This is a genomic window from Neopararhizobium haloflavum (assembly GCF_002750855.1).
Taxonomy (GTDB): Bacteria; Pseudomonadota; Alphaproteobacteria; order Rhizobiales; family Rhizobiaceae; genus Georhizobium; species Georhizobium haloflavum.
The window spans coordinates 1-11,770 of the sequence record NZ_NWUC01000017.1 but is presented as its reverse complement, the minus strand read 5'-3'; the positions used below and the strand labels follow the sequence as shown (position 1 = coordinate 11,770).

Here is an 11,770-nt window from a genome sequence, read left to right as displayed (position 1 = left end):
GGGCGACAGCCACCTGTCGGAGGTTCACATCACCCACGCTTCGGTGCGTCGGATCGAATGCGATCCATCCTGCGCCCCGGAGATAGACTTTCGCCCATGCGTGGGTCGAACCTGCATCATCCGTTTGAACCTGCGGTTCATAAAGATGGCCTGAGACGGCGCGGGCTCGCAATCCGAAGGTACCGAACCGCTGGATGAAGAGCGCGACGATGTGCCGGCCGGATACGCTGGCCAGCGCCAGCGTTTCCGACAGCGTCTTGGTCTCCTTCCTTCTGTCGGAGGGCAGCCTATATAGCGGCAGGTTTCGGATAGCGATCACAACAGCCGGAACGGCGGCAAGGGGGTCGATGCCGAATGGCAACTTCCCACATTTCCTCGCTGAAACCGGTCAGTCCGGTATCGGCCCCTTGAACGGCGAGTGGTCTGGGTCGCTCTACTCCGCTCAATTGCGGCCGAGAAGAACTTACATGGGCCAATTTTTATCCGACGATGCGAGCCGCGAGCGCGTAGCTTGAAATACCGGAAAGAAGGTCGGCGCCAAGCCGCCGTTTGCCCGGAACCGCGGTGGGTAGTTCGCGTTTCCCTCGATGGCGAGAGAGGCGTTTGGGACGGGGCGCTGTTCGATCTGGCAATCGACAGAAGGTTCGCGGGTGTGACTTGCCATTGCCGGACCTGAGAAAAGGGTTCGTACCATCGTCATTCAGCAGAAGGCGGTCTTCCCGTCATGAGCGATGTGAGGGCCAGCCTTCTCACATGGCTCGAAAGACGTGGATGGTCGGTTAGCAAGCGCGTTAGTTTGATCGCTCTCGAAGTGTGGCCGATCGAGATCGATAGCACGTCTAAGGTAACGCACAGCGCTGCGTGCACCGATCTTGCTACCACGGCGCTGACGAACCAATCAGCTTCTGGCCTTATGAATTAGCGGGGCGACATCGATATCTTCGATCGCGGCCATGGCATGCTTCACGGCTGACTCCGATATTCCGTGTTCAACAACCATCACTCTGATGTTTTCCTCCAACATATCGGCGCGCTTGTCGTTATCAGCCTCCTGCCAGTCCAAGTCCAAATCGCCGTGAGTGTATGCGTAGCGTGCAACGCTTTCGAGTGATTGTACCGACCGCACTTCGACCTGACCTCGGAGCGGATCATGTCCGTACTTTTCATGATTGGGTGTCCAATAGATCACGGCGTCCTTGGCGAGCATTGAAACCTCCAAGAGAGATGAGGGGATTCGCTACTTTTGCGACACATGCGGCAACGAAGGGCCAACGAGAAAACCAACGATGCCCAGATGGCGCACGTTCCCACTCAGGGTTTAGCTACGATACACGGACGGCTGGAACGCGTCATTCTTTATCATCGCAGACCATCGAGCTCGGCACGAAGTTTGGCTGTGGTCAGCTTCGGCCTTCCTCGACCTGCAATCGTCAGGCCGCCCGAATAGGATTGCTCTGTTGACCACGGATGGTTGCGAGCGAGACGCGATTGAAGCGCACAAACAAATCCAAGACATTCGGTGAGCTTGCACAAATTGGCATCTCTTTGAACTCCTGCCGGCGAGACAGTTCGTGACTTCGCCGCAAGACATTCGAAAGCCCTGCGGGGTCGCTGTTCAGCGCCGCATGGATGGAATGAAAGTCATCGGAATGTTCGCTGGGTAGCAATTTGGTATTACGCGGGTTTTCCGTCATTGCTTCAAAAATCATTCGGCAAATCAATTCGCGAAAGAGCAATCAATTTGCCCATTTTATTTTTCGACGGAAGGCACGATTTACCGATAATCTTCGTGTGGGATGTGCTACGCTAAGTGTTCAGGGATAAAGGTGTGGTACGACGCGGCTCGATAGAGTGCCGCTTCGACCACTATGCAAGCCCGGATATCTGACATTCCGATCGTGCCGCCGCTGCGGCACTGATCTGGGTGACTCTTCACCCCCTGTCTCTAGGTATCACCATGCAGTTCCCAACGATGACGACCCAAACTCAGAAATACCTCCTCGCGGCCCTGCTTGCTGCAGCTGTCATACTCGGCACAACATGGTTCTATTCGGATGGCACACAGTTCGGAAGCCCGCCGGTTGTCGAGGGTGAGTAGAGCAAGGACGATTCTTCATGGAAGAAGCACTGCCAACCACACTGTTCATTCTTGCCATGATTTCGCTTGCGGCTGTGACGCTCGTCGGGGTCTTGTTTGTTATGACTCCGTTGTAAAATGCGGAATGGCAAATCTGCATCCGCAGGGCCGTTCATTTCTCTCGAGTAAGGCGCACCCGACATGGATACCTACAAGTATTTCCTCGCGAGGCATCAACGGACCATCGCCATCGTAGCCGTGGGCGGTGTTTTTCTCTTCATTTTCGGCTGGCCGTTATTCCACGGGGCAATGATCATTGCGCCTGAGTAAACAAACTTGAGGCGGACCCAGGCTGTGATCAGAACTCGGACGACGAGGGAAAGCCAATTGGGCCGCTCAAGCCTATGCTGCATGCGGTCCTCGTCGGACGCATCGAGCGAGAATGAAAACCACCGGCGGATATTGAAGGGCTGAATCTACGTACGATCGCGCCAGACCAGCGAGATAGCTGCCGAAAGCGAAACAATATCAAGGAACGAAAACATGACGAAGAAACCGATGGGGGATCCCCAAGGCTTGCGCACCAACGGCGGCGGTAATCCGTATGCTCGGAAGGGCAAGCGAAAGGGCAAGGTGTCCAGAACACCTGCAGGCAAATGAAAGTCGCGCGGAGGCGAAAGAGCTCCATCCCCAACTTTGCCGTTCTGGCGAGGGCGCCGATCAAGGCGGAACTTGGAAGATCATGACCACGCGTACGACGCGGACCGTGATCCGCTTCCAATCGCCATTTGTCCTGCCTGGGCTGGATGAACCTCAGCCGCCCGGTGACTATCAGGTCGACCAGGATGAAGAACTGCTCGAAGCGGGCACGCGGCTGGCCTGGAGGCGGACAGGCGCCTTCATCCACCTGCCGGCGATCGGAATGCGCGGGGCGCGCGAGCAAATGTTGCCGGTCGAACCGGCGATACTTGATGAAGCGATCCAGATGGATCGGACGCCCATATGAGCGCTTTGATGGGAATGGACAAAATCTCGAAACAATCCACCATACGATCCAGACTTCGATCCTAGCCGTAAGGGAAGTTGAATGCCTGCAATGGGCATTCGGACCTCGCGGCCAAGCGATAGAAATTGGATCGTGAACCGCCGCCGAGATCAGCCCACGCCTAACGACAGCTATTGGACCCTCGACTCCCAGAACCGGACAATCCGTTGTCGGCCCCAGACCTGCTGCCTTGGGAGATCATTTCCTGGCGGCAGCGTGTTGAGCGAACGCTGACGGCGGGTTCAGGATGGGAAGCGGACTGGGAGGCTTATCTGATCTCTCCGAGGAGGCATCCCTGCACCTGGTCGCCGATCTGCGGCGGCGAACTATCTCCGTTCGAGCCGATCAGTCAGCCGCTCGTAGGCCCTGGAACAATACGCAAAGGTCTGTTGGCAGCCAGGTAAACCGAGACTGCCCTGCTTTCCCCGCACTTCCCTTGGTCGAGGTTTCGGGGGAAAATGCTTCAAGGCAAGGCGGCTCCGCGGAGGTGGAAATGTTTGTTCGAACGATAGAGCCGGCAGAGGCCGAGGGCGAAGTGGCGTCGATCTACGAGAACGAGATGGCGTCGATGGGGAGGGTGATGGAGGCAACCCGGTGTTGGACGGCCAGAGCCGATATCCTGGCGCCAGTCGAGCACCTGTTGCACCAGATACGAGATGGGTTTTCTCTGGGGTTGGTCAACTTCCGTCTCATCACCCTCGTGGCGGCCAAACATGTACCCTCCAGCTATTGCTCCCACGTCTACTTCAAGGCGCTGTCCACGATGATTGGGAGGGAACAGGCGCTTGCAGTGCATCGCGATTATCGCAACGCCGACCTCACAGACCAGCAAGTGGCCATGCTGGCCTACGCGGAGCGGATCACGGTCGACGCCTCTCGAATAGGGCAGGACGATATCGATTCACTCCGCGCCGTCGGCCTCACCGACCGCAACATCGCCGATATCGCTCTCGCCGCATCGTTCCGCAACTTCCTGAGCCGATACTTCGATGCAGTCGGGGCAGAAGCCGAGCCGGAGTTCCTGGACGACGACTTGAGCGTGCGACGGCAACTGTCGGTGGGTCGCCGGTGATAAAAAGGAAATCTACCTCAGGCAGTCGTTCAGTCGATCGGCGCGCCTCAAACATCGAAGCTCCGACCTGACCACCAATCCAACGCTGGCACCGAAAACAACATGGCGAACAATAGCTTCGGGGAGCCATTAAACGGCAAGTTCCGGGCGGAGTGCCTGAACGCCCACTGGTGCCTGAGCCTTGACGATGCCCGGGCCAAGATGGAGGAATCGCGTCAGGACTACAACACAGGCCGACCCCACAGCGCGATCGGCAACAAGCCGCCGATATCGCTTATGAATGGCTCATCGGCGGCCGCGCCGCCCTGAGCAACCACCCCGGAAATTCCGGCCCGGGGCGATCCAAAGACGGGGAGCAGCTCAGCATCGTAAGCAGAACGAGCCCATGAATGAAGGCATTTTGGGGAGTATGTTAACTAGTTGAAATTTTCAGATATGTGGGATCATATTGACTAGCTTTATTTTGATATCCTGCGCTTTGGCACTCATACGTGGATCGGGCCGGCCGCAATCAGTTGACGTTCTCCCTAGAATGTCCCCGTCTGCAGGCCATCTCGCATAAGAGATTTCGCATGAGTGAACGGGATAACTTGTCCGGCTTTCCAGTCGATACGAAAGATGGACGCGCCTCCATGATAGGCATTGATGGAGTTGCGTCGCAGCGAGAACGAGGTCGGTATCCCGGAGCACATCACAACGGTACGCGGCTAACCGGGGTTTCCATCTCAGAGCTTCAGGATCAATACGGCAAGTGCGGCGATCCAGGCGGTCTCCGCGACGATCATGACCAGTGATCGCGGGCCTACCTCCAACAACTCCTTGAGCGACGTGCGAACGCCGAGCCCCGCGATGGCCGCGACGAGGGCCCAGCGCGAGATTTCCGAAAGCCCCCATTGAACGAAGCCGGGAACGAGCTCGATGCTGTTGATCGCCACGAGTAGGACGAAGGCGATCAGGAAGGTCGGAAAGCGGGTACGCTGCCCGTCTCCGCTGGCGCCGGAACGCATGAGCGCCAGCGTAACCGCCGCCACGACGGGCACGAGCAGCATCACACGGAACAGTTTCGTAACCGTGGCTGCGTCACCCGCCTCCGGCGAGATCGTATAGCCGGCGCCGACCACTTGCGCGACATCATGTACAGTCGCGCCAATAAAGACGCCGGCGCTCCGATCATCGAATCCGAGAAAGCTTGTTAGAACCGGGTAAGTCACCATTGCGACCGTGCTCAGCGTCGTGACGCCGATAACCGCAAAGATCGTATCTTTCTCTCCGATGCCGTGCTTTCCGCGCGGCAGGATCGCGGCGAGGGCCATTGCTGCCGACGCGCCGCAGATGCCCACCGCGCCGCCCGTAAGGACGCCAAAAGCCGACGTCTTGCCGAGCATGCGCGCGAGTACGAGGCCAAGTCCGATCGTCGTGGCGACGCCGATAACCGCGAGCGCGACGGGAATCGCGCCCAGTTCGACAACCTCGCCCATTGTAATGCGTGCGCCGAGAAGCGCGACGCCGATCCTGAGAACCGTCTTCGACGTGTAGGCCACACCCGGCATGAACAACCCGTCCGGCGCGATGGAGTTCAGTGACATGCCGATGAGAAGCGCCAGAAGCATGACCGGCGCGCCATAGTGGTCGCTCAGGAACATTGCCGCCATGGCGATGGTCGCGCAGAGAATGAGACCGGGACGCAGGATACGCATGCGCTGCATCGTGGCGCCGTCGGCGGGAAGAAATTTCATCTGTGGGGTGACTCCTGACGGCAAGAAAGCTGTTCACCCAGCGTGCCTACAGAATTTTCATCTACAATCAAGATTGACAACGATTATCGATGAAGTCATTAGGATTATCAGCAATCATATGAAGAATGGCATTTATTGTCGTCACGAGGAGGAGCGTTGTCGACGCAGTCGGAACTGGCCGCTCAGAAAATCGAAGAACTCATCATGAATGGTGAGTTCCCGCTCGGTGCGCGTATCAACGAGAGTGCTCTGGCGTCTCGTCTCGGCTTCGGCCGCGCATCGATCCGAGAAGCCTGCCATGCGCTCGTGCGTGTTGGCCTTGTCGAGATCGTTCCCAACCAGGGCGCGTTCGTGAAATCGCTGACACTTCTCGAGATCAATCAGATTTTCGACATTCGCGCTTGCCTCGGCCGTCTGGCGGGCCATCAGGCAGCCATGTCGATAGAGGCGGTCGCCATAGATCGGCTGCGTACGCTGATCCGAGACATGGACGAGGCGGCAGGCGCGCGCGACTCGGAACGCTACGTCGAGCTGAACCTCGACTTCCACGATACGCTCTATACGGCGGCCAACAATCCTCGGTTGGCCGAACTTGACCGCTCTCTCGGCAAGGAACTGCGGATATATCGTCGCCACGGGCTCGCTTTCGGAGGCGGACTTGCGGTTTCGAACCAGGAGCATCGCGAGATCATCGCATCGATCGAGCAGGGCAACTGCGAAATGGCGGGCGTCCAGCTCGAGCGGCATATCCGCAGCGGCAAGGAGCGGTTCCTCAACGCTATGTCGGCGACTGGCCGGCTCGTTCTACACAGTGAGGCACTGTTGTCCATCGGCAGCCTCCCAGACGTCAAAGCGAAGAAAAAGGCTTGAACCTGGAATGAAGATCACAAAAGTCGAATGCCTGACCGTACACCCCGGTTGGCGCAAGAACCTCATTTTCGTGCGCATCGAAACAGACGCGGGCATCGTTGGTTGGGGCGAGGCCTACAGTCAGTATGACCGCGACCGCGCCATCGCCGCGCAGGTCGAGGAGATGGGCCGCTACGTCGTCGGCCGCGATCCGTTCGAAATCCGCCACATCCTTCAGGTCGCGTTCGACGATTACGCGCAGCGCCGCGCGTCGCTGGAGTTTCATTGCGCCGCGTCGGGTATTGAGCAGGCCCTGTGGGATATCGTCGGAAAGGCGACCGACCAGCCTGTCTATAACCTGATCGGCGGCAAAGTGCGCGACCGGATCCGCGTCTATGCCAATGGCTGGAGCTACAAGATGCGCGATGCGGACGACTACGCACGCGCGGCCGAAAAGGTCGTGGAAAGCGGGTTTACCGCCCTCAAGCTCGACCCGCTGCCGCGGCCATGGCGTACCTATATTCCCAAGCAACATATCCGGCAGGCTGTGAAGACTGTCCGCACGATCCGTGATGCCGTCGGACCAGAAGTCGACATTTTGCTGGACATTCACCGCCGCCTGGCGCCCATGCATGCAATCGACCTTGCGAACGCACTGGCCGAGTTCGAACCCTACTGGTTCGAAGAGCCCTGTCAGTCCGAAAACATCAATGCGCTCGCCGACGTGCGCGCTGCCTCGCCCATCCCGACCGTGACGGGGGAGGCACTTTACGGCCGCGCCGGCTTCCGTCCCGTTCTGCGCGAACGCGCCGTCGACATCATCAATCCGGATGTCGCCAACTGCGGAGGCATCTTGGAACTGATGTATATCGCGGCCGCCGCGGAAGCGGAGATGATCGCGTGTTCGCCACACAACTACAATTCGACCACGCTCGCTCTTTCAGCGACCGTCCATGCATCGGCGGCCATGCCGAACTTCATAATCACCGAATATTTCATCCCCTTCGAAGAGTTCGGCCAGAAGATCTGCCGCAATCCGCTGAAGCCGGTCGATGGATACATCTTGCTGCCCGAGGGCCCCGGTCTCGGGATCGAGGTCAATGAGGAGGTTGTCCGCTCCATGCCGGGCAAGCCGTTCCCCAAACGCGAATTGCCGCTGCCCGAAAATGAGGGGCCGCGTGCCGCACTGCCGACAAAGGCATTCTGAGGAGGAAGAAAATGATGAGATTGACCACACTTGTCCTAACCGCATCGGCTCTTGCCGTGACGTCGGGTATCGCAACCGCTCAGGAGTTCCCGGAAAAGGACATTCGCTTCGTCGCGTGGTCGGCCGCTGGCTCGCCCCTCGACACGATGATGCGCCAGCTCGGCCGTCAGCTCAGCGAGGAACTCGGTGTCGAGGTGCCGGTCGAGAACCGTACCGGTGGATCGGGTGCCGTCGCCATGTCCTATGTCATGACCCAGCCAGCCGATGGGTACACCGTGCTGTCGACGACAGCGTCCATGACGTTCACCATGGCCAAGGGCGACGTCCCTTTCACACCCGACAACTTCACCGTGCTGCGCGCATTGCAGGCCGAGCCGTCCGCCGTGGCGGTCCGCGCCGACAGCGAACTGCAGGACATGGGTGATTTCGTCGAGTATCTCCAGGAAAACCCGAACGGCATGAGTATCGGGGGCTACGCCTCCGCCGGCTTCCATCAGTTCGTCTTCTACCGCCTCCAGCAGGAAGGTGAGTTCGAGGCGTCCTGGGTTCCCTTCGATGGCGGCAATGAAGCAGCTCTCGCTTTGCTTGGCGGCCATATCGACGCCGCGGTGCTGACACCAAGTTCGGCGACGGCACAGCTTGAAAGCGGTGAGTTCCGTCTGCTCGGTATCTCCACGGATGAGCGGGACGAGTACTTCCCCGACACGCCGACCTTCAAGGAACAGGGCCTCGACGTCGTCGAATCGATCTGGCGCGGAGTCATGGTCAAGGAAGGCACTCCCGACGAGGTGATCGATCGCCTGATCGAAGGCATCGCCGCAGTCGAGAAAAGCGAGGAATGGCAAGAATTCATGCAGAACAACATGCAGTCCCGGCTCGATCTCGACCTGGAGGAAATGCAGGAGCAGGTCCGCGCCGAAGTCGAATCGCGCCGTACCTTCCTGAAAGACAACGGATATCTCGATTGAGCGATCCAGTCCTCAAAGATGAGCGCCGTGAGGCGGCGCTCATGCGCTATGGCACCCTCGTCTTGGCCCTCGTGGTGATCGCGACAGCGATCACCATGGTGGTCGTGGCTGGTGCCTTCCCGCAACCCCGCACTCTCGGCGCGCCGGGGCCGGCACGTCTGCCGATGATATACGGCACGGTTCTCGCGCTTCTGGGCGCCGGACTCGTCGTCCGCACCTTCATCGGACCGCGTGAACCCGGTCTGAACATTTCGGGCGCCCCGCGTGCCCTCGGTCTGGCGGCGGGAACGGCGCTCTGCATCTATCTTTGGAGCATGCTGGATTTTCTCGTGCTCTTCATGCCTGCGACATTCATTGGCGTTCGGCTGTTGGGCGCGGGATGGATCGGCGCCGCGCTGACGGCGATGATCCTGCCGGCGGGCGTTTACGGCGTCTTCGGAATGCTCCTCAACGTCCCCTTCCCGTGACGACTATCGAGATCGGTCATCATCATGCAGGAAATTCTTCTCGGCGTCGAAGCTGTCTTCAACTGGCAAGGTCTGCTCGCGATCTTCATCGGCACGGCTCTCGGCATCGTCATCGGGGCGCTGCCGGGTCTCGGACCCTCGCTCGGCGTTGCGCTTCTCATACCGGCGACGTTCAGCCTGCCGCCCTCAGTTGGTTTTAATCTGCTGGTCTCGCTTTACATTGCGGCCGAATATGGCGGATCGATTTCGGCGATCCTCATCGGCACTCCGGGCACGGCGGCGGCGACTGCGACCGTGGTCGATGGCTATCCGATGAACCGTCAGGGCAGGGGTGCAATGGCACTCCAGGCGTCGCTGGCCGCCTCGACCTTTGGCGGCATCGTTGGCGCGATCGCCCTCATCGTGCTGTCGCAGCCGCTGGTGGCATTCGTGCTGCAGTTCGGTCCTCCAGAATATTTCGCCTTGGGCCTGTTTGGCCTGACGTTGATCGCAAGCCTAAGTGGCGACACGTTGCTGAAGGGCTTGGCGGCAGCGATGATCGGGCTTCTTCTCGCTGTCATCGGCGTTGATCCGGTTTCCGGCGCGCCGCGCTACACCGGCGGCTTCTTCGAGCTCTATGAAGGCATTCCTTTCCTGGTCGTTCTGATTGGAGTCTTCGCACTCGCCGAGGCGTTCACGCTGGCGGAGCGCAACGATGCCATGGAGGAAGCCCGCATCACCGACACGGGCGAGCGCCTGACGCTGCGTAGTGCCGCCGGCATGCTCCCGACGTTCCTGCGGGGCTCGGTAATTGGGACTCTGGTCGGCGCAATTCCGGGTGCTGGTGCCAACATCGCGGGCTGGCTGTCCTATGATCAGGAACGCCGCTGGTCGAAGGAGCCCGAAACCTTCGGCAAGGGCCAGATCAAGGGCGTTGCCGCACCTGAATCGGCCAACAGCGCATCGGTTGGCGGTGCGCTCATCCCGCTGTTGACGCTCGGCCTTCCGGGAAGCCCGACAACGGCCGTACTGATCGGCGCGTTGATCATCCATGGCCTTCAGCCGGGCCCTAGCCTCTTCGCCGACAGCCCCGATCTCGTCTATGGACTGTTCATTGGCATGCTCGTGGCCTTCCCGACCCTCTATATTCTCGGGATCGCTGCAATGCCGGTTTGGCGCCGCGTGCTCGCCCTGCCGAATTCGGTTCTGGCGGTCGGTATCGTCATCCTGTCGCTGGTCGGCACATATGCGCTCCGCAACCTGATGTTTGACGTATGGCTGGCGCTGATCTTTGGCGTGTTGGGATACATCCTGAAAAAGCTGCGCTTCCCGATGGCGCCGCTGGTTCTAGCCATGGTGCTTGGCGCCATCGTTGAATCGAATTACGCGCGCTCGATGATCATGTCGCAGGGTTCGCATTCGATCTTTTTCGAGCGTCCGCTGAGCGTCGTCATGATCGCGGTCGCCGTGATTGCCCTTGTCTGGCCCATGGTCTCGATGGTGCGCCAGCGCCGCGCGACCACCGATTGATGGGCCAAAACCAAAGTCAGGGCGAAAAAAGACCGCGTCAGACATCCGGCGCGGTCTTGTTAGTTCAAAGTCTGGAACGTCCAGTCAGAAGGCGGAACGGTTCATGCCGCCGCCGACGGGGATCACCGTGCCGGTGACGTAGGTGGCGCGAAGTGACGCAGGACATGCTTGCGGAATCCCGTTCACGGATCGCGCTAAAATCCCTTGGCTGGGACGAGCGGATCAAGATGAACGCATCGAAGCTTTCGTACGCGCAGAAGGCGTTCCGTCTGATGCAGAAAGTGGCCGGGATCCCTGTTGCAGAGATCTGCTGCCGGGCTGGGATCAGTCAGACGACTTCATTTGAGGGCATCAGCGGAAGCACATGAATGCCGACATCGGTTCGCTCAGCGTGCGCTCGACCTTATGGTTTTGGATCGGAGCAACACCGTCCTCGAAATTCAACGACGTTCGACGTTGGGTCATTCATCGTATCGCGGCAACGACCGTCATGCCCGTTGACATGACCGGGCCGACGTTCAGATTTAGAATGAAACAACTCAGCGACCGCCCAGGGAATCTCAACGCGCTTGATGCCAATGTCATCGAGCTGCCGATCGTCGAGTGACTGGATGATGGCGATGGCCTTCTTCTGCCGCCAGCTGCGAATTGCCGCGATAAGTACCCGTCTGTATGAAGTTCGGCTGCGTTTACCTTCCGGATTGCGGGAAGAGAGTGTTTCCGGTCCGGGTTTGGGGAGATGTGACATTGGCTCATCTTCTCGATGGCTGCGGAGCTGCCAGCTTCACGCTCGCTCTCAAAGGAGCCACTTCCAGAAAAAGAACGCGCTCATGCTCGCGC

General features: G+C 59.2%; 14 protein-coding genes and 2 pseudogenes. 11 read left to right on the top strand and 5 right to left on the bottom strand.

Annotated elements, in window-relative coordinates:
* The 3 genes from CN673_RS20285 to CN673_RS20275 all read right to left on the bottom strand — a co-directional run.
* On the bottom strand, positions 1-361 hold a 361-nt coding region (locus CN673_RS20285; protein ID WP_198586083.1), incomplete at its 3' end, for a transglutaminase domain-containing protein.
* Positions 362-898: 537 nt separating this feature from the next.
* A complete protein-coding gene (locus CN673_RS20280; protein WP_099868238.1) occupies positions 899-1,207 on the bottom strand; it encodes a hypothetical protein in 309 nt (102 codons plus the stop codon).
* Between the two features lie 223 nt (positions 1,208-1,430).
* Positions 1,431-1,709 (bottom strand): hypothetical protein, encoded by a 279-nt coding sequence (locus tag CN673_RS20275; protein ID WP_099868237.1) that lies wholly within the window; start codon positions 1,707-1,709, stop codon positions 1,431-1,433.
* Positions 1,710-1,972: 263 nt separating this feature from the next.
* On the opposite strand from CN673_RS20275, the gene CN673_RS21520 reads away from it, so the two are divergent.
* The 5 genes and pseudogenes from CN673_RS21520 to CN673_RS20260 all read left to right on the top strand — a co-directional run.
* On the top strand, positions 1,973-2,098 hold the full coding sequence (locus CN673_RS21520; protein ID WP_280951212.1) for a hypothetical protein: 126 nt from the start codon (positions 1,973-1,975) through the stop codon (positions 2,096-2,098).
* 180 nt (positions 2,099-2,278) lie between these two features.
* Entirely contained in the window at positions 2,279-2,407 is a 129-nt protein-coding gene (locus tag CN673_RS21515) for a hypothetical protein (protein ID WP_280951211.1), read from the top strand.
* Between the two features lie 412 nt (positions 2,408-2,819).
* Positions 2,820-3,083, top strand: a complete 264-nt coding sequence (locus tag CN673_RS20270) for a hypothetical protein (protein ID WP_099868236.1) — start codon at positions 2,820-2,822, stop codon at positions 3,081-3,083.
* A 532-nt stretch (positions 3,084-3,615) separates the two neighbouring features.
* The gene (locus CN673_RS20265) at positions 3,616-4,194 is read left to right on the top strand and encodes a carboxymuconolactone decarboxylase family protein (RefSeq protein WP_099868235.1); all 579 of its coding nucleotides are present in this window, start codon (positions 3,616-3,618) and stop codon (positions 4,192-4,194) included.
* Between the two features lie 108 nt (positions 4,195-4,302).
* Positions 4,303-4,503: pseudogene (locus CN673_RS20260) on the top strand (integrase core domain-containing protein); the annotation flags it as partial.
* A 416-nt stretch (positions 4,504-4,919) separates the two neighbouring features.
* Here CN673_RS20260 and CN673_RS20255 read toward each other — a convergent pair.
* Positions 4,920-5,930, bottom strand: a complete 1,011-nt coding sequence (locus CN673_RS20255; protein WP_099868233.1) for a YeiH family protein — start codon at positions 5,928-5,930, stop codon at positions 4,920-4,922.
* Between the two features lie 156 nt (positions 5,931-6,086).
* Between CN673_RS20255 and CN673_RS20250 the strand changes: the two genes are divergently transcribed.
* The 6 genes and pseudogenes from CN673_RS20250 to CN673_RS21405 all read left to right on the top strand — a co-directional run.
* On the top strand, positions 6,087-6,800 hold the full coding sequence (locus tag CN673_RS20250) for a GntR family transcriptional regulator (protein ID WP_099868232.1): 714 nt from the start codon (positions 6,087-6,089) through the stop codon (positions 6,798-6,800).
* 7 nt (positions 6,801-6,807) lie between these two features.
* Positions 6,808-7,986 carry a mandelate racemase/muconate lactonizing enzyme family protein gene (locus CN673_RS20245; protein ID WP_099868231.1) on the top strand — a complete coding sequence of 393 codons (1,179 nt, stop codon included), beginning with the start codon at positions 6,808-6,810 and terminating at the stop codon, positions 7,984-7,986.
* A gap of 14 nt (positions 7,987-8,000) precedes the next feature.
* Positions 8,001-8,954, top strand: coding sequence for a Bug family tripartite tricarboxylate transporter substrate binding protein (locus tag CN673_RS20240; RefSeq protein ID WP_157928977.1), 954 nt, complete (start codon positions 8,001-8,003; stop codon positions 8,952-8,954).
* On the top strand, positions 8,951-9,421 hold the full coding sequence (locus CN673_RS20235; RefSeq protein ID WP_157928976.1) for a tripartite tricarboxylate transporter TctB family protein: 471 nt from the start codon (positions 8,951-8,953) through the stop codon (positions 9,419-9,421). Before CN673_RS20240 ends, CN673_RS20235 begins: the two co-directional genes overlap by 4 nt.
* Positions 9,422-9,445: 24 nt before the next feature.
* Positions 9,446-10,930 carry a tripartite tricarboxylate transporter permease gene (locus CN673_RS20230; RefSeq protein WP_099868228.1) on the top strand — a complete coding sequence of 495 codons (1,485 nt, stop codon included), beginning with the start codon at positions 9,446-9,448 and terminating at the stop codon, positions 10,928-10,930.
* Positions 10,931-11,157: 227 nt separating this feature from the next.
* Positions 11,158-11,274 (top strand): annotated as a pseudogene (locus CN673_RS21405) (IS3 family transposase); the annotation flags it as partial.
* Between the two features lie 59 nt (positions 11,275-11,333).
* Here CN673_RS21405 and CN673_RS21605 read toward each other — a convergent pair.
* The gene (locus CN673_RS21605) at positions 11,334-11,678 is read right to left on the bottom strand and encodes a DUF1127 domain-containing protein (RefSeq protein WP_099868226.1); all 345 of its coding nucleotides are present in this window, start codon (positions 11,676-11,678) and stop codon (positions 11,334-11,336) included.
* Positions 11,679-11,770: the final 92 nt, after the last annotated feature.